This window comes from Enterobacter sp. Taxon_2 (genome assembly GCF_058355295.1).
In genome coordinates this window covers 2,783,917-2,802,107 of record NZ_CM178024.1, presented here as the reverse complement: position 1 = coordinate 2,802,107, position 18,191 = coordinate 2,783,917, and the positions used below count along the sequence as shown (strand labels likewise).

The 18,191-nt window shown below is 57.2% G+C and carries 14 protein-coding genes, 2 tRNA genes and 1 other RNA gene; 9 read left to right on the top strand and 8 right to left on the bottom strand.

The genetic code is table 11. The features are described from left to right. Positions 1-20 precede the first annotated feature (20 nt). Complete coding sequence (locus tag AC4IC4_RS13335) at positions 21-1,427, top strand: YchO/YchP family invasin (protein WP_491471303.1); 1,407 nt, start codon at positions 21-23, stop codon at positions 1,425-1,427. Positions 1,428-1,430: 3 nt separating this feature from the next. Here AC4IC4_RS13335 and narL read toward each other — a convergent pair whose 3' ends face one another. Next, positions 1,431-2,081 (bottom strand): two-component system response regulator NarL, encoded by a 651-nt coding sequence (gene narL / locus AC4IC4_RS13330; RefSeq protein WP_008499531.1) that lies wholly within the window; start codon positions 2,079-2,081, stop codon positions 1,431-1,433. Continuing rightward, complete coding sequence (narX, locus tag AC4IC4_RS13325; protein ID WP_061714961.1) at positions 2,074-3,870, bottom strand: nitrate/nitrite two-component system sensor histidine kinase NarX; 1,797 nt, start codon at positions 3,868-3,870, stop codon at positions 2,074-2,076. Before narX ends, narL begins: the two co-directional genes overlap by 8 nt. Before the next feature lie 309 nt (positions 3,871-4,179). Here narX and AC4IC4_RS13320 point away from each other — a divergent pair, with 309 nt between their 5' ends. From AC4IC4_RS13320 to narI, 5 genes are all read left to right on the top strand, one after another. Further along, positions 4,180-5,577, top strand: coding sequence for a NarK family nitrate/nitrite MFS transporter (locus AC4IC4_RS13320; protein ID WP_491471302.1), 1,398 nt, complete (start codon positions 4,180-4,182; stop codon positions 5,575-5,577). A 379-nt stretch (positions 5,578-5,956) separates the two neighbouring features. Further along, complete coding sequence (locus tag AC4IC4_RS13315; RefSeq protein WP_491471301.1) at positions 5,957-9,700, top strand: nitrate reductase subunit alpha; 3,744 nt, start codon at positions 5,957-5,959, stop codon at positions 9,698-9,700. Beyond that, entirely contained in the window at positions 9,697-11,232 is a 1,536-nt protein-coding gene (gene narH / locus AC4IC4_RS13310) for a nitrate reductase subunit beta (RefSeq protein ID WP_491471300.1), read from the top strand. Before AC4IC4_RS13315 ends, narH begins: the two co-directional genes overlap by 4 nt. After that, a complete protein-coding gene (narJ, locus tag AC4IC4_RS13305; RefSeq protein ID WP_032656683.1) occupies positions 11,229-11,939 on the top strand; it encodes a nitrate reductase molybdenum cofactor assembly chaperone in 711 nt (236 codons plus the stop codon). Before narH ends, narJ begins: the two co-directional genes overlap by 4 nt. Continuing rightward, entirely contained in the window at positions 11,939-12,616 is a 678-nt protein-coding gene (gene narI, locus AC4IC4_RS13300; RefSeq protein WP_491471299.1) for a respiratory nitrate reductase subunit gamma, read from the top strand. Before narJ ends, narI begins: the two co-directional genes overlap by 1 nt. Here the strand turns inward: narI and AC4IC4_RS13295 are convergent. Continuing rightward, positions 12,613-13,509 (bottom strand): DMT family transporter, encoded by an 897-nt coding sequence (locus AC4IC4_RS13295; protein ID WP_491472825.1) that lies wholly within the window; start codon positions 13,507-13,509, stop codon positions 12,613-12,615. The two genes, narI and AC4IC4_RS13295, sit on opposite strands and share 4 nt — an antisense overlap. A gap of 107 nt (positions 13,510-13,616) precedes the next feature. On the opposite strand from AC4IC4_RS13295, the gene AC4IC4_RS13290 reads away from it, so the two are divergent. After that, positions 13,617-14,060, top strand: a complete 444-nt coding sequence (locus tag AC4IC4_RS13290) for an Lrp/AsnC family transcriptional regulator (RefSeq protein ID WP_021240337.1) — start codon at positions 13,617-13,619, stop codon at positions 14,058-14,060. A 76-nt stretch (positions 14,061-14,136) separates the two neighbouring features. On the opposite strand, the gene AC4IC4_RS13285 is transcribed toward AC4IC4_RS13290, so the two are convergent. The 5 genes from AC4IC4_RS13285 to AC4IC4_RS13265 form a co-directional block, all read right to left on the bottom strand. After that, positions 14,137-14,267, bottom strand: a non-coding RNA gene (locus tag AC4IC4_RS13285) — RtT sRNA. Between the two features lie 45 nt (positions 14,268-14,312). Continuing rightward, positions 14,313-14,397 (bottom strand) — tRNA-Tyr (locus AC4IC4_RS13280). 35 nt (positions 14,398-14,432) lie between these two features. Then, positions 14,433-14,517: transfer RNA gene (locus AC4IC4_RS13275), tRNA-Tyr, on the bottom strand. Between the two features lie 158 nt (positions 14,518-14,675). Next, positions 14,676-15,518 carry a formyltetrahydrofolate deformylase gene (gene purU, locus AC4IC4_RS13270; protein WP_023312104.1) on the bottom strand — a complete coding sequence of 281 codons (843 nt, stop codon included), beginning with the start codon at positions 15,516-15,518 and terminating at the stop codon, positions 14,676-14,678. A 46-nt stretch (positions 15,519-15,564) separates the two neighbouring features. Next, positions 15,565-16,023 carry a YchJ family protein gene (locus AC4IC4_RS13265; RefSeq protein WP_024907090.1) on the bottom strand — a complete coding sequence of 153 codons (459 nt, stop codon included), beginning with the start codon at positions 16,021-16,023 and terminating at the stop codon, positions 15,565-15,567. A gap of 114 nt (positions 16,024-16,137) precedes the next feature. Between AC4IC4_RS13265 and rssA the strand changes: the two genes are divergently transcribed. After that, entirely contained in the window at positions 16,138-17,040 is a 903-nt protein-coding gene (gene rssA / locus AC4IC4_RS13260) for a patatin-like phospholipase RssA (RefSeq protein ID WP_491471298.1), read from the top strand. Between the two features lie 91 nt (positions 17,041-17,131). Further along, positions 17,132-18,145 (top strand): two-component system response regulator RssB, encoded by a 1,014-nt coding sequence (gene rssB / locus AC4IC4_RS13255; protein WP_032647605.1) that lies wholly within the window; start codon positions 17,132-17,134, stop codon positions 18,143-18,145. Positions 18,146-18,191: the final 46 nt, after the last annotated feature.

The window sequence follows — 18,191 nt, the reverse complement described above, 5'->3', positions numbered from 1 at the left end:
GGTTCTTATTGACGACGTTGATGGCTGTATCGTCCCGCATTCGTTTGCTGTTTTTACTCCCCCTTCTTACGGCCGGAGCCGTTCACGGTGCGCCGAATTCCTTTATGCATCAGGCGCAGCACCCCTTTGATAATAACGGGGACAGTCTGCCCGACCTCGGCATGGCGGCGCCCACCGGCGAAGGGGAAAAACATCTGGCCGAAATGGCGAAAGCCTTCGGTGAAGCCAGCATGACCGACAACGGTCTGACGACCGGCGAGCAGGCGCGTCAGTTTGCCTTTGGTCAGGTGCGCGACGCGGTAAGCGGGGAAGTGAACCAGCAGATTGAGTCCTGGCTGTCGCCCTGGGGAAACGCCAGCGTGAACCTGCTGGTGGATAACGACGGCAAATTTAACGGCAGCAGCGGGAGCTGGTTTATCCCGTGGAATGATACTAACCGCTATCTGAGCTGGAGCCAGCTTGGCCTGACGCAGCAGGCGGATGGCCTGGTCAGCAATGCCGGAATCGGTCAGCGCTGGGTCGCCGGGAAGTGGCTGCTGGGCTACAACACCTTTTACGATAATCTTCTGGATGAAAATTTGCAGCGTGCCGGGCTGGGGGCGGAAGCGTGGGGGGAAAATCTGCGCCTGTCAGCGAACTATTATCAGCCCTTTGCCGGATGGCGCGCGCGATCTGACGTCCAGGAGCAGCGCATGGCGCGCGGATATGACGTGACCGCAAAAGCCTGGCTGCCCTGGTTCCATCATCTGAATACCAGCGTTAGCTTCGAGCAATATTTTGGCGATAACGTCGACCTGTTCAACAGCGGAACCGGCTACCACAACCCGGTTGCAGTCAATCTGGGGCTTAACTATACCCCCGTTCCACTGGTGACGTTGACCGCCGGGCACAAGCAGGGCGAAAGCGGCGAGAGCCAGAATAACCTCGGGCTGAAGCTCAACTATCGCTTTGGCGTGCCGCTGGTTAAGCAGCTTTCCGCCGGTGAAGTCGCCGCCACGCGTTCCCTGCGCGGCAGTCGCTATGACTCGCCGGAGCGCACCAGCCTGCCGGTTATGGAGTTCCGCCAGCGGAAAACGCTGTCCGTGTGGCTGGCCACGCCGCCGTGGGATCTGAAAGGAGGCGAGACCGTTATGCTGAAGCTACAGGTTCGCAGCACGAACGGTATTCGTCAGATCCACTGGCAGGGGGATACGCAGGCATTGAGCCTGACGTCACCGGCGAAAAGCAACAGCACCGACGGCTGGAGCGTGATTATCCCTGCCTGGGATGACCGGGAAGGGGCGACAAACCGCTGGCACCTGTCGGCGGTGGTGGAAGATGAGAAAGGCCAGCGCGTCTCGTCCAATGAGATCACGCTTGCCGTGGTGCAGCCACTGGTCGCATTGCCTGACGACGATCCGCGTTGGAAGCTGCTGCCGGAGGAGTAGTCCTTAGAAGATGCGTTCCTGATGCACCCACACGGCGGCTTCAACGCGGGATTTTAACTTCATTTTCTTCAGCATATGCTTCACGTGTACTTTGACCGTGCTTTCGGTGATATCCAGACGGCGGGCGATCATTTTGTTCGGCAGCCCCTGGGCAATGAGTTTGAGAATATCGCGCTCGCGCGGGGTTAACTGGCTGACGTCACGGTCAGAGGTGGCGCGGTTGGCGCGCAGGCTGGCGGCCAGAACCGGCGTTAAGGCTTCGCTGAGCACCATTTCGCCCGCCGCCGCCTGCTGTAGCGCCTTAAGCAAGTCTTCCGGCTCCATATCCTTCAGCAGATAGCCATCTGCCCCGCGCTTCAGCGCCGTGACTACGTCCTCCTCATGGTTCGACACGCTAAAGACGACGATGCGCCCGGAAAGCGATTTTTCCCGCAGCTTGTCGAGGGTCTCCAGACCGTTCATGCCGGGCATATTCAGATCGAGCAGGATCAGATCGGGATCGAGAGATTCGGCAAGCTCAATGCCCTGTTCACCGTTGCTGGCTTCGCCCACCACGGTGATATCGGGTGCCATGCTGACCAGCTGTTTCACGCCAGTGCGCAGCATCGGATGGTCGTCGATCAACAGGATGGATGCCGGTTCCTGATTAGTCATGGGTTTCTCCTTGAGCAGTTGTGAGCGGTTTCTCGGGAATAAAGGTGACGACAACTTCCGTGCCGCCCGTCTCTCTCCGGCGAACCTGGCAATCACCGCGCAGGCTTTGGGCGCGGTCTCGCATAATGATTAAACCATAGTGGTTAGTGCGTTCGGCATTTTCCGGCACGCCGCGGCCGTTATCGTGAACCGTCAGTTTGACCTGATTATCGTGCTGGCTGACGGTGACCGTGACCGCCGTCGCGTCAGCGTGTTTGAGCACGTTGCTCAGCGCTTCGCGGGCGATCTGCAGTAGATGGATGGCCTGATGGGAGGGGACAAACCGCGGCGGCAGCTGGTAATCCAGCTTCACCGGGAACCCCAGCCGGGCGCTAAATTCGTGACAGCTGGCTTCCAGCGCCGGGCGCAGGCCCGGCTCGGTCAGCTGCAGGCGGAAGGTGGTCAGCAGCTCGCGCAGCTGCACCCAGGAGGTGTTCAGCTCGTTGCGGATCTGGCTGAGCAGCTGCTTGTTGCTTTCGGGCATCTCCGCATCCTGCATCTGCAGGCAGCTCACCTGCATTTTCATACAGGAGAGCGACTGAGCGATAGAGTCGTGAAGCTCGCGGGCGATGGTCGCGCGCTCTTCCATGACGATCAACTGCTGCTGCTTTTCCTGATGCCTGTCGAGCGCCAGCGTGGCCGTCAGCTGTTCAACCAGTGTATCCACCAGCTGCTGCTGGTCGTGGCTGAGGTGACGCCCGGCTGGCAGTGTTGCCAGCAGAATGCCGTACTGAGTGTGGCTGTCCGTCAGGCGCCACTTCAGGGTGGTGCCGCCGGTCGTCAGCGGCGGCAGGCCGCGAGGACAAAGATGGCAGCCTTTGTCATCGCAGGACATATCGGACTGGCAGGTGAATTCCTGGTGGTTATCTTCGTCTTCCATATCGTAGACCCGCAGCTCAAGGTCGTGAAGCAGGGTCAGATTTTGCAGGCCGTTCAGTACCGGCGAGAGACGTTCACATAGCGGTACCTGCATGTGCAGCCGACGGTTGGCCTGCCACAGGAAGGAGAGGATCTCGTTTTTCTGCTCCAGCCCGGCCGTTTTTTCCTGAACGCGCTGTTCCAGCACCGCGTAGCTCTCGGAGAGCTCTGCCGACATAGTATTAAGCGCCTGGCCGAGCATGGCCATCTCATTGCGCCCGCTGATGTGCGTGCGCTGGGTAAAGTCGCGTGCGGTGACCGCGCGGGCCATGGCCAGCAGCTGTTTCCATGGGTTCAGCAGCCGCGCGCGGAGCCAGACGATGGTGAAGATCAGCAGCAGCCCCATAAACAGCGCCATGGCCCGGTGCACCATTACCACCCGGTCGATGCGTAATTCGGTGGTCTGGTCGAAAGCGGAGACCAGCGCATCAATGCGGGAGACGAACCCCGCCACGTCCTGCGCAACGGTTTCCGTGCTGCGCGCCTGTTTTAGCCCGGGCTGCAGCTGGGTGTGCCAGTAGCCCTGAAGGGCGTTAAGCTGGGATTGCTGACCGGCGCGGATAGCGGCTTTTTCCAGCTCGGGGCTGAAGACCGTGCGCTCCATTTCATCAATCAGGGGACGATCGTCCTGCGTCAGGGGAACCGATGCCAGCAGGCGATAGCTCTGCATGCGTAGCGAGCCTGCCTCGTTGATGGCATGCGCATTACCCTGTACTCCCTGTACCAGCCAGCCGGAGATTGCCATGCCGGTCACACCGATGGCGGTGGACAGCAAAACGATCAGGGCGAGCTGATTCACGAGCGTCAGCGGAGATAAACATCTTTTTAACATAGAGGTGGCGTGCTCCTGACGTGGCCTGCTTGCAGGAATGGCGCTATTCTGGTGCATACCCTGGAGTATACCCATACCAATAAAGGATTACCCCTAAATTGCCAACGGAGTAGAGGGAAGGAGGTGGGGGTAGCCAGGAACCGTCAGCACCGTGAAAAACCACGTCTTTTTTACCGAATTAGCCTACTCACTAAGGGTGAGGCCTTATTTTTCGCCGCAAATCCTCCCACTTTTCCTTTGATTTATATCAACTTACCGCCGTCCTAAAACCCTAATGTTTGCAGCATCATTCGAGAATCAGAGGTGTCTATGAGTCACTCATCCGCTCCCGAAAGGGAAAATGGTGCCGTTATTACAGACTGGCGTCCAGAGGATCTGGCGTTCTGGCAACAGCGCGGCCATCGTGTAGCAAGCCGGAATCTGTGGATTTCCGTGCCGTGTCTGTTATTAGCGTTTTGCGTATGGATGTTGTTTAGCGCGGTGGCGGTCAACCTGCCGAAAGTGGGTTTTACGTTTACCACCGATCAGCTATTCATGCTGACCGCGCTGCCGTCGCTGTCAGGCGCGCTGCTGCGTGTGCCTTACGCGTTTATGGTGCCGGTGTTTGGCGGTCGTCGCTGGACGGCGTTCAGTACAGGTATAATGATCGTCCCTTGCGTCTGGCTCGGCTTCGCGGTGCAGGATACCTCTACGCCATTTAGCGTATTCGTGATTATCTCCCTGCTGTGCGGTTTTGCGGGTGCAAACTTCGCCTCCAGCATGGCGAACATCAGCTTCTTCTTCCCGAAAGCGAAGCAGGGCGGCGCGCTGGGGATTAACGGCGGTCTGGGGAATATGGGCGTGAGCGTGATGCAGCTCATTGCCCCGCTGGCGATCTCGGTCTCCATTTTTGCAGCCTTTGGCGGCGGTGGCGTTGAGCAGGCGGATGGTTCTTCCCTCTATCTGCAAAATGCAGCCTGGATCTGGGTACCATTCCTCGTGGTCTTCACCCTCGCAGCTTGGTTCTTTATGAATGACCTGTCCGCGTCGAAGGCGTCGCTGAGCGAACAGCTGCCGGTGCTGAAGCGTGGACACCTCTGGGTGATGGCGCTGCTGTATCTGGCCACCTTCGGTTCGTTTATCGGCTTCTCAGCGGGCTTCGCGATGCTATCGAAAACGCAGTTCCCGGAGATTCAGATCCTGCACTTTGCCTTCTTCGGGCCGTTTATTGGTGCCCTGGCACGTTCGCTGGGCGGCATGGTGTCTGACCGCCTGGGCGGTACCCGCGTGACGCTGGTTAACTTTGTCGTGATGGCTGTCTTCTGTGCGCTGCTGTTCCTCACGCTGCCAGCCGACGGGCAGGGCGGTAACTTCATCGCCTTCTTCGGCGTGTTTATGGTGTTGTTCCTTACGGCCGGGCTGGGGAGTGCGTCCACCTTCCAGATGATCTCCGTGATCTTCCGTAAGCTGACCATGGACCGCGTAAAAGCACAGGGCGGGAGCGAAGAGCAGGCCATGCGCGAAGCGGCGACGGATACGGCTGCGGCGCTGGGCTTTATCTCTGCCATCGGCGCGATTGGCGGCTTCTTTATCCCGAAAGCGTTCGGTATCTCTCTGGACCTGACCGGCTCTCCGGCCGGTGCCATGAAAGTCTTCCTCGTCTTCTATATCGCCTGCGTTGTGATCACCTGGGCGGTATACGGGCGTAATTCTAAAAATAAAAAGTAAGTTGATTATCCGTTTACGCGGCCTTCGGGCCGCGTTTTTTTTGTGCTGGTTATAGTTACAACATACTGATGGGTTTACAGAGAAAGCCCACGGGTAACGCTGTGATCGCCATCGCTTTACAGGTCGCTCTACCCCTTAATACCTGAGAGGTTAAATTTTGCCTGGCGGTTTGTACGATAAAATAAAAATAACGATATATTTCATGTGGATATGAATTTTGAACAGATACCGCTTTGGTGGTATTCGGTGTAATCCCTCGCCTGAAAGTCCCTCCTCGTCTTGATCGTTATCAATTCTCCCCCTCTTTCAGGGCGTTACCTTCGCTGCAAATCAGCAATGTCGATTTAGAGAGCCACAGGCTCCACACAGGAGATACCCGATGAGCAAATTTTTGGACCGGTTTCGCTACTTCAAGCAGAAGGGTGAAACGTTTGCCGATGGGCACGGCCAGGTTCTGGATACCAACCGGGACTGGGAAGACGGTTACCGCCAGCGCTGGCAGCATGACAAAGTCGTCCGTTCGACCCACGGCGTGAACTGCACTGGCTCATGTAGCTGGAAGATTTTCGTTAAAAACGGTCTGGTGACCTGGGAAATGCAGCAGACCGACTATCCTCGCACCCGCCCGGATATGCCGAACCACGAACCGCGCGGCTGCCCGCGTGGCGCCAGCTACTCCTGGTATCTCTACAGCGCGAACCGTCTGAAATACCCCCTGATGCGCAAGCGCCTGATGAAAATGTGGCGTGAAGCGAAAGTGCAGCACAGCGATCCGGTGGATGCCTGGGCCTCCATCATTGAAGACGCTGACAAAGCAAAAAGCTTCAAGCAGGCCCGCGGTCGCGGAGGTTTCGTTCGCTCCTCATGGAAAGAAGTGAACGAGCTGATTGCCGCTTCCAACGTCTACACCGTCAAAACCTACGGTCCTGACCGGGTGGCGGGCTTCTCGCCGATCCCGGCGATGTCGATGGTCTCTTATGCCTCCGGCGCGCGCTATCTCTCTTTAATCGGCGGTACCTGCCTGAGTTTCTACGACTGGTACTGCGACCTGCCGCCCGCGTCTCCGCAGACCTGGGGCGAGCAGACCGACGTGCCGGAATCCGCGGACTGGTACAACTCCAGCTACATCATCGCCTGGGGCTCTAACGTGCCGCAGACCCGTACGCCGGACGCGCACTTCTTTACCGAAGTCCGTTACAAAGGCACCAAAACGGTGGCGGTGACCCCGGACTATGCCGAAATCGCCAAGCTGTGCGATCTGTGGCTGGCGCCGAAACAGGGTACCGATGCGGCGATGGCGATGGCGATGGGCCACGTCATGCTGCGCGAGTTCCACCTGGATAAACCAAGCCAGTACTTCACCGACTACGTCCGCCGCTATACCGACATGCCGATGCTGGTGATGCTCGAAGAGCGTGACGGCTACTACGCAGCAGGCCGTACGCTGCGCGCTGCCGATCTGGTGGATTCGCTGGGCCAGGAAAATAATCCTGAGTGGAAAACCGTTGCGTATAACAGCAACGGCGAGCTGGTGGCGCCAAACGGCTCTATCGGCTTCCGCTGGGGCGAGAAGGGCAAGTGGAACCTTGAGCAACGTAACGGCACGACCGGCGAAGAGACGGAGCTGCGCCTGAGCATGCTGGGTAGCCAGGACGAGATCGCCGAGGTGGGCTTCCCGTACTTCGGCGGTGAAGGTTCCGAGCACTTCAACAAGGTTGAACTGAAAAACGTACTGATGCACAAGCTGCCGGTGAAACGCCTGCAGCTGGCGGACGGGTCTACTGCGCTGGTCACCACCGTCTATGACCTGACCATGGCGAACTACGGCCTGGAACGTGGTCTGGGCGATGAAAACTGCGCCACCGGCTATGACGATGTGAAAGCCTACACCCCGGCATGGGCAGAGCAAATCACCGGCGTTCCACGCGCGCAGATCGTGCGTATCGCCCGCGAGTTTGCGGATAACGCCGACAAGACCCACGGTCGCTCCATGATCATCGTCGGTGCGGGTCTGAACCACTGGTATCACCTCGATATGAACTACCGTGGCCTGATCAACATGCTGATCTTCTGCGGCTGCGTCGGCCAGAGCGGCGGCGGCTGGGCGCACTACGTGGGCCAGGAAAAACTGCGTCCGCAGACCGGCTGGCAGCCGCTGGCGTTTGCCCTCGACTGGCAGCGTCCGGCACGCCACATGAACAGTACCTCTTACTTCTATAACCACTCCAGCCAGTGGCGCTACGAAACGGTGACCGCGCAGGAGCTGCTGTCGCCGATGGCGGATAAATCCCGCTACAGCGGCCATCTGATTGACTTCAACGTGCGCGCCGAGCGCATGGGCTGGCTGCCGTCTGCGCCGCAGCTGGGCACTAACCCGCTGCGCATTGCGGAAGCGGCAAAGCAGGCAGGCATGTCGCCGGTGGATTACACCGTGCAGTCCCTGAAGGATGGCTCAATTCGCTTCGCGGCGGAACAGCCGGAGAACGGTAAAAACCATCCGCGTAACCTGTTTATCTGGCGCTCCAACCTGCTGGGCTCGTCCGGTAAAGGCCACGAGTACATGCTGAAATACCTGCTCGGTACCGAAAACGGTATCCAGGGGAAAGATCTCGGCAAGCAGGGCGGCGTGAAGCCGGAAGAGGTGGAGTGGAAAGACAACGGTCTCGACGGCAAGCTGGATCTGGTGGTCACCCTCGACTTCCGCCTGTCCAGCACCTGCCTGTACTCCGACATCGTGCTGCCAACCGCGACCTGGTACGAAAAAGACGACATGAATACCTCGGATATGCATCCGTTTATTCATCCGCTGTCTGCGGCCGTTGACCCGGCGTGGGAATCGAAAAGCGACTGGGAGATCTACAAAGACATCGCGAAGACATTCTCCGAAGTCTGCGTGGGGCACCTCGGCAAAGAGACCGACGTGGTGACGCTGCCCATCCAGCACGACTCCGCCGCCGAACTGGCGCAGCCGCTGGACGTGAAGGACTGGAAAAAAGGCGAATGTGACCTGATCCCGGGCGTGACCGCGCCGCACATCATTCCGGTTGAGCGTGACTACCCGGCAACGTACGAGCGCTTTACCTCTATCGGCCCGCTGATGGAGAAAATCGGTAACGGTGGGAAAGGGATCGCCTGGAACACCCAGAGCGAAATGGACCTGCTGCGCAAGCTCAACTACACCAAAGCGGACGGTCCGGCGAAAGGCCAGCCAATGCTGAACACGGCGATTGATGCGGCAGAGATGATCCTGACCCTGGCACCGGAAACCAACGGCCACGTGGCGGTGAAGGCCTGGGCGGCCCTGAGCGAGTTCACCGGTCGCGACCATACGCACCTGGCGACGAATAAAGAGGAAGAGAAAATCCGCTTCCGCGATATTCAGGCCCAGCCGCGCAAGATTATCTCCAGCCCGACCTGGTCAGGCCTGGAAGATGAGCATGTGTCCTATAACGCGGGCTACACCAACGTTCACGAGCTGATCCCATGGCGCACCCTGTCAGGCCGCCAGTCGCTGTATCAGGATCATCAGTGGATGCGCGACTTCGGTGAAAGCCTGCTGGTGTACCGTCCGCCAATCGACACCCGCTCCGTGAAAGCGGTGATGGGCGCGAAATCGAACGGTAACCCTGAGAAGGCGCTGAACTTCCTGACGCCGCACCAGAAGTGGGGTATTCACTCCACCTACAGCGACAACCTGCTGATGCTGACCCTGTCGCGCGGCGGTCCGATTGTCTGGATGAGCGAAACGGATGCCAAAGATCTGGGTATTGAAGATAACGACTGGATCGAAGTGTTCAACAGCAACGGTGCCCTGACGGCGCGTGCGGTGGTGAGCCAGCGCGTACCGGCCGGGATGACCATGATGTACCACGCGCAGGAACGTATTGTTAACCTGCCGGGGTCAGAGATCACCGAGCAGCGCGGCGGGATCCACAACTCCGTGACCCGCATTACGCCGAAGCCGACCCACATGATCGGTGGCTATGCGCAGCTGGCCTACGGATTTAACTACTACGGCACCGTAGGATCGAACCGCGATGAGTTCGTGGTGGTACGTAAGATGAAGAATATTAACTGGTTAGACGGCGAAGGTAATGACCAGGTACAGGAGAGCGTAAAATGAAAATTCGTTCACAAGTCGGCATGGTGCTGAATCTGGATAAATGCATCGGCTGCCATACCTGCTCGGTCACCTGTAAAAACGTCTGGACCAGCCGTGAAGGTATGGAATACGCCTGGTTCAATAACGTGGAAAGCAAGCCGGGCACCGGCTTCCCGACCGACTGGGAAAACCAGGAGAAGTGGAAGGGCGGCTGGATCCGTAAAATCAACGGCAAGCTGCAGCCGCGCATGGGTAACCGCGCTTGGCTTCTGGGAAAAATCTTCGCTAACCCGCATCTGCCGGGCATCGATGATTACTACGAGCCGTTTGATTACGACTACCAGAACCTGCACAACGCGCCGGAAGGCAAACACCAGCCGATCGCCCGTCCTCGCTCGCTGATCACCGGCCAGCGCATGGACAAAATTACCAGCGGTCCAAACTGGGAAGAGATTCTGGGCGGCGAGTTCGAGAAACGCGCCAAAGATCAGAACTTCGAGAACATGCAGAAGGCGATGTACGGCCAGTTCGAAAATACCTTCATGATGTATCTGCCGCGCCTGTGCGAGCACTGCCTCAACCCGGCGTGCGTGGCGACCTGCCCGAGCGGCGCCATTTACAAGCGTGAAGAAGACGGTATCGTGCTGATCGACCAGGACAAGTGCCGCGGCTGGCGTATGTGCATCACCGGCTGCCCGTACAAAAAGATCTACTTCAACTGGAAGAGCGGCAAATCCGAGAAGTGCATCTTCTGCTATCCGCGTATTGAAGCCGGGATGCCAACCGTCTGCTCCGAAAGCTGCGTAGGCCGTATTCGCTACCTCGGCGTGCTGCTGTACGACGCGGACGCGATTGAAAACGCAGCCAGCACCGAGCACGAGAAAGATCTCTATCAGCGTCAACTGGACGTGTTCCTCGATCCGAACGATCCGAAGGTCATTGAGCAGGCGCTGAAGGACGGCGTGCCGCAGAGCGTGATTGACGCTGCGCAGCAGTCGCCGGTGTACAAAATGGCGATGGACTGGAAGCTGGCCCTGCCGCTGCATCCGGAATACCGCACCCTGCCGATGGTCTGGTACGTGCCGCCGCTGTCGCCGATTCAGTCTGCGGCTGACGCGGGTGAACTGGGCAGCAACGGCATTCTGCCGGACGTGGAGAGCCTGCGTATCCCGGTTCAGTATCTGGCAAACCTGCTGACCGCAGGCGATACCCAGCCGGTCCTGCTGGCGCTGAAGCGTATGCTGGCAATGCGCCACTTCAAGCGTGCCGAAACCGTGGATGGCGTAACCGATACCCGCGCGCTGGAAGAGGTCGGTCTGACCGAAGCGCAGGCGCAGGAGATGTACCGCTATCTGGCGATCGCTAACTACGAAGACCGTTTCGTGGTGCCGAGCAGTCACCGTGAGCTGGCCCGCGAAGCCTTCCCGGAAAAAAATGGCTGTGGCTTTACCTTTGGCGACGGTTGCCACGGGTCAGACAGCAAATTCAATCTCTTCAACAGCCGCCGCATTGATGCCATGGATGTGACCAGTAAAACGGAGCCGCACCAATGATTGAACTCGTCATTGTTTCGCGTCTGCTCGAGTACCCGGATGCTGCGCTTGCGCAGCATCAGCAGGAACTCTTTGATGCACTCGCGTCATCTGAAAACCTGGATAAGGACGATGCCCAGAAGCTGGGTGTTTTCCTCCGCGACCTGCTTGCGCGCGACCTTCTGGATGCCCAGTCGGACTACAGCCAGCTGTTTGACCGTGGTCGTGCAACGTCCCTGCTGCTGTTTGAACACGTGCACGGTGAATCCCGCGACCGCGGTCAGGCGATGGTGGATCTGATGGCCCAGTATGAACAGCACGGCCTGCAGCTCGACAGCCGCGAGCTGCCGGACCATCTGCCGCTCTATCTGGAGTACCTGGCGCAGTTGCCGAAAGAAGAGGCGCTGGGCGGTCTGCAGGACATCGCGCCGATCCTGGCGCTGCTCGGCGCGCGTCTTCAGCAGCGCGAGAGCCGCTATGCGGTGCTGTTCGATCTGCTGGTGAAGCTGGCCAACGCCGCGGTCGACAGTGAAAAAGTGGCGGAGAAAATTGCGGATGAAGCCCGCGATGATACGCCACAGGCGCTGGATGCGGTCTGGGAAGAAGAGCAGGTGAAATTCTTTGCTGACCAGAACTGCGGCGAGTCTGAAATCTCCGCTCACCAGCGTCGTTTTGCCGGCGCGGTTGCCCCGCAATATTTGAATATCTCTAACGGAGGACGGCACTAATGCACTTCCTGAATATGTTCTTCTTTGACATTTACCCGTATATCGCGGGCACCGTGTTCCTGGTGGGAAGCTGGCTGCGTTATGACTACGGCCAGTACACCTGGCGTGCTGCCTCCAGCCAGATGCTGGATCGTAAGGGGATGCATGTGGGCTCTAACCTGTTCCACATCGGTATTCTGGGCATTTTTGCCGGTCACTTCCTGGGGATGCTGACGCCGCACTGGATGTATGAAGCGTGGCTACCGATAGAGGTGAAGCAGAAGATGGCGATGATCGCCGGCGGTGCCTGCGGCGTGATGACCCTGGTCGGTGGCCTGCTGCTGCTGAAACGTCGTCTGTTCAGCCCGCGCGTGCGTGCGACCACGACTGCAGCGGACATCCTGATCCTCTCCCTGCTGATGGTGCAGTGTGCGCTGGGTCTGTTGACCATTCCGTTCTCGGCGCAGCATATGGACGGGAGCGAAATGATGAAGCTGGTGGGCTGGGCACAGTCCGTGGTGACCTTCAACGGCGGAGCCTCCGCGCACCTGGACGGCGTGGCGTTTATCTTCCGCGTTCACCTGGTGCTGGGGATGACGCTGTTTGTGCTCTTCCCGTTCTCCCGCCTGGTGCATATCTGGAGCGCGCCGGTGGAGTACCTGACGCGCAAATACCAGATAGTACGCGCCCGTCGCTAATTTGCCGTTTTGATACCAACCCCGCACTCGCGGGGTTTTTTTTCGCCCCAGCCCAGGTTGTTCCCCGCGGCAGCAAACAGGATCAGCGCGCCGCCCGCCAGCTGCGTCAGATTCAGCGCGTGTCCGAACACCAGATTATCAACAACAATTGCCACCACCGGATAGATAAACGACAGGGAGCCGGTAATGGGCGTAGGCAGCTTCTGAATCGCGCTGTAGAGCAGCTGGTACATAATGCCGGTATGGACAATGCCCAGCGTCAGCAGGATAGGCCAGGGGAAATCACCGGAAAATGACGGCATTTGGGCAAACGGTAAAAGCATCACGACGCCCGTCAGCACCTGGATAAAGGCAATATGCTGCGGCGCAACGGATCTGAGTTTGCGGGCAATCATGGCCGTGACCGCATAGAAGAACGCCGCGGCCATCGCCAGACCGATTCCGGCGAGCCATTCACCACCATGCGCGCCGGTCAGCTCGCTGGAGAGCAGTATCACCACGCCGCCAAAGGCGAGGAACAGCCAGCCCCATTTCACCAGGCTGACGCGTTCACCTAAAAACATTCCCATCAAGACCAGCATAAACGGCTGGGTGTTATAGACCACGGTCGAAAGGCCAATTGAGATCCGCTCATAGGCGGCGAAGAGCAGCAGCCAGTTCACCACTAATGCCACGCCGCCGAGAATAGCCAGCAGCAGCGTGGTGTGGGTGAGGGGACTGAAGGGTTTTTGACTTACCCGGATAAAAATAAAAAGCGCAATAGCACCGATAAGACAGCGCCAGAACACCACTTCCGTCACCGGCAGACCGGAGAGCAAAACAAACGCGCCGATAGAGCCGGAAATTAACATCGCCAGGCTCATTTGCCAGACGCCTTTATGTAAATCACGCATCATCCACCTCCTGATTAATGACGCTATTGTCGAAAATCGCTGTCGGGTTTTACAGGGGTGATATAAGGTTGAATAGGTAAATCACTTTTTAAAATTAGGTGAAAAGAATGGAATGCCTTATCGATGATATTGACCGACAAATTTTAGCTTGTCTGGTTGAGGATGCGCGCATGTCGTTGAAGGTGCTCAGCGGCCGCATCGGTCTGACGTCCCCCAGCACGGCAGAACGCCTGAAGAGGCTGGAAGAACGCGGTGTGATTCAGGGTTATGGTGCACGGGTGAATCTGGCGGCGCTGGGGTATACGCTGCAGGCGCTGGTGCGCGTGCGGCCTTTGCCGGGGCTGTTGCATAAGGTGGATAAGTACATTCAGGCGATGCCGGAGTGTATTGAGAGCGACAAAGTCACCGGGGAAGATTGCTTTGTGATTAGGCTGGTGGTGCGGTCAATCGAACAGCTTGATGCGTTGCTGGACGGCCTGGCAGAACATGCCCAGTGTAATACGTCGATTGTGAAGAGTTCGCCGGTCAGGCGTCGTTTGCCGCCGATGTAGGTTTCTGTCGCCGGGTGGCGGCTGCGCCTTACCCGGCCTACGAAGGCGGACTCGGTTTTTTATATTGGGGAAGTGATGGTGGTGGGGGAAGGATTACTCGGCGCGTTGCGCCTCGCCCTTCGGGTCGTTGCCTGCGGCAACGCTTTCTCGCTGTGCTCGAATCGAACCTTAGTCGAAGCTTCTCATCCTTCCCCGTTACGGAAATACATGATGCCTGGTGCGAACAGAAGGTTTAGCGTCGTTTGGAAGTGATGGTGGTGGGGGAAGGATTCGAACCTTCGAAGTCGATGACGGCAGATTTACAGTCTGCTCCCTTTGGCCGCTCGGGAACCCCACCAGGGGCAATTCAAATTTTGAGGTCTTGCTGAGAGATGGTGGTGGGGGAAGGATTCGAACCTTCGAAGTCGATGACGGCAGATTTACAGTCTGCTCCCTTTGGCCGCTCGGGAACCCCACCACGGGGTAATGCTTTTTTACTGGCCGGCTTCCTGCTGGAAGCGGGGCGCATCATATCAAATGAGACGCCCCTGTAAAGCATTCCTTTAGGGAAATGAAGTCGTTTGCCTGCTTTTTATCCGTAAAGGCGCAAAGCTAATCAATTCATTTTCCGAAAGATTAAAGAATGATGGTCCTGTTGCCGTACACGAAGACCCGCTGCGCCAGCACCTGATACAGCGCACGACTCAACACATTCTTCTCAACGTCACGACCCGCACGCATCATGTCCTCAGCGGTGTAAGTGTGATCCACATGAATGACGTCCTGCATGATGATTGGACCTTCATCCAGGTTGTCATTCACGTAGTGCGCGGTCGCACCGATGATCTTCACGCCGCGCTCGTACGCCTGGTGGTAAGGACGCGCACCAATAAAGGCCGGCAGGAACGAGTGGTGAATGTTGATGATCTTGTTCGGGAAACGCGCTACGAAGGATGGCGTTAACACGCGCATGTATTTCGCCAGCACCACGTAGTCCGGGTTATGCGCTTCAATGGCCTGCGCCATCAAATCGTCGTGTTCTTCACGGGTATGGCCTTCGTGGCTCACCAGCTCGAACGGAATATCAAAACGCTCGACCAGCGTGCGCAGCGTCTCATGGTTGCCAATAACGGCAGCAATTTCAACGTCCAGACCACCGTAGTTGGCTTTCATCAGCAGGTCGCCCAGACAATGTGCTTCTTTGGTCACCAGGATCACGATGCGGCGTCGACCCGCTGGGGTCAGTTCGCGCACGGAACCTTCCGGAAGCGCGCTGTCCAGATCGGCAAGCAGGGTGGTGTCGTTGAAAATACCTTCCAGCTCGGTACGCATAAAGAAGCGACCGGTACGGTGGTCAACGAACTCGTTGTTCTGCACGATATTCAGTTCATGCTTGTAGCAAATGTTGGTAATTCGTGCGATCAGTCCTTTTTGATCGGGACAGATGGTGCGCAGAACTTTACGTTGTAATGATTGCATCGCCGGGAAATCCTGTTTGTATTTGCGAAGTCTGGGTTGTCAGGCATTACTGCCCGCAACACTTTTTAAATTTTTTACCTGAACCACACGGGCAGGGATCGTTACGACCAAACTGTGGGCGCGTTCCGTCAATATAATACCATTGCCCGCTTTCCTTTAAGAACCGGGAACGCTCGATAATGGCACCCGGTTTATTATTCTCGCTAAAACGGGCAACAAAGCTGACGTAACCTTCGTCAACATGACTGCCTGTTGCGGATTCATAGACGGTAAGGCCGAGCCACTGCGTGTTCGCGAACCCGGCTTCGATGTCCTGTTTGAAATCGGCTGCGCGGCAGGATGGATGCCAGGTTTTAATCAGGTAGTCTGCGTCCTTGATCACAAAAGCAGTGTACCGTGAGCGCATGAGGTGTGACGGGTCTGGTGCAACCTGATCGCCAGACAGATATCGCTGGCAACATAGGCTATACTCCAGAGCGCTACCACAGGGGCAGAGTTGAGACACGATTCTCTTCCTGGAACAAAAAATAAAGGCGTTAAACGCTTCGGGTAGCACTATGTTAACTGAGCTGTTGCGTTGACGCTATGTCAGGAATCCAGGGGAAGTAAAACAGGGCTAATGAGAAAGGTTAAAATTGGACTGGCGCTGGGCTCAGGTGCAGCCCGGGGGTGGTCACACATCGGCGTAATTAATGCCTTAAACAAGATGGGCATTGACATTGATATTGTCGCAGGGTGTTCAATAGGATCGCTTGTCGGCTCTGCTTACGCGTGCGGGAAGCTTCCTGAACTCGAGACGTGGGTGCGCTCCTTCAGCTACTGGGACGTGCTGCGTCTGATGGACCTCTCCTGGCAGCGTGGTGGGCTGCTGCGCGGCGAGCGCGTGTTTAACCAGTTCCGCCAGGTTATGCCTCTCGAAGACTTCACCGATTGTCAGATGCCTTTCGGCGCCGTCGCGACGAACCTCAGTACAGGACGCGAGCTCTGGCTCACCGAAGGGGATATCCATCTTGCCGTGCGTGCCTCCTGCAGTATGCCGGGGCTCATGGCGCCTGTCCCACACAACGGTTACTGGCTTGTGGACGGTGGCGTCGTTAACCCGGTTCCCATCTCTCTGACGCGCGCAATGGGGGCGGATATCGTGATTGCCGTCGACCTGCAGCACGACGCCCACCTGATGCAGCAGGATCTCATGCCGGTCAATCTCCAGAGCGAAGATGTTGAGGGCGAGAAACTGGCCTGGCATGAACGCCTGCGCGGAAGAATCGGGCGTATGGCCGCACGTCGCTCGGTTACCGCACCGACGGCGATAGAAATCATGACCACGTCAATTCAGGTACTCGAGAACCGCCTTAAACGTAACCGTATGGCAGGCGATCCTCCGGATATTCTTATTCAACCGTACTGTCCGCAAATCTCTACCCTTGATTTCCATCGGGCTGAGTCCGCCATCGCAGCGGGCTCGTTAGCCGTCGAAAAGAAAATGGACGAATTGTTGCCTTTTGTGCAGACCGCACGTTAAGCACCTTTTTTTGACTACTTCAGCAAAATCCGACAGGCGATAGTGCCGATCGCATGCCACTATTTAGTTACTGTCAGCCAGGGGAGGAACCATGACGCAGCCATTGGCCGGAAAACACATTTTGATTGTTGAAGACGAGCCCGTTTTCCGATCGCTACTGGATTCGTGGTTATCCTCGCTGGGCGCAATGACGTCACTGGCTGAAGATGGCATCGACGCCCTGGAAAAAATGATCAGCATTACGCCCGATTTGATGATTTGCGACATTGCGATGCCGCGCATGAATGGACTGAAGCTGGTTGAACATCTGCGTAACGAAGGTAATCAGACGCCGATTCTGGTGATCTCTGCCACCGAGAACATGGCGGATATCGCCAAAGCATTACGTCTTGGGGTACAGGATATTCTGCTCAAACCAGTCAAGGATTTGCATAGATTGCGGGAAACGGTCTTAGCGTGCCTTTATCCGAATATGTTTAATTCCCGGGTAGAGGAAGAGGAGCGTCTTTTCCAGGACTGGGACGCTCTGGTGAGTAATCCGCCTGCTGCGGCGAAGCTGTTGCAAGAACTCCAGCCGCCCGTCCAGCAAACTATTTCACACTGCCGTGTAAATTATCGCCAGCTGGTGGCCGCTGATCAGCCAGGACTGGTGCTGGATATTGCACCACTGTCAGATTCCGACCTCGCGTTTTATTCTCTGGATGTCACCCGGGCGGGGGATAATGGTGTATTAGCGGCGTTACTTCTTCGTGCGCTATTTAATGGTTTGTTGCAGGAACAGTTATCCCATCAGGGACAACGGTTGCCGGAGTTAGGCAGTTTACTCAAACAGGTAAACCAGCTTTTTCGTCAGGCCAATTTGCCAGGACAGTTCCCGCTGCTGGTCGGCTATTACCACAGCGGTTTAAAGAATCTGATCCTCGTTTCAGCCGGTCTCAATGCATCACTGAATACCGGTGAACACCATATTCAGGTGAGTAACGGTGTGCCGCTTGGGACATTGGGAACGGCGTATCTTAATCAAATTAGCCACCGCTGTTCCTCCTGGCAGTGCCAAATTTGGGGCGCCGGGGGACGGCTACGCTTAATGTTGTCCACGGAATAAGCAATTGGGTCGTAATTTTAAGATTGCTTTACCTGTGTTTTGCGGG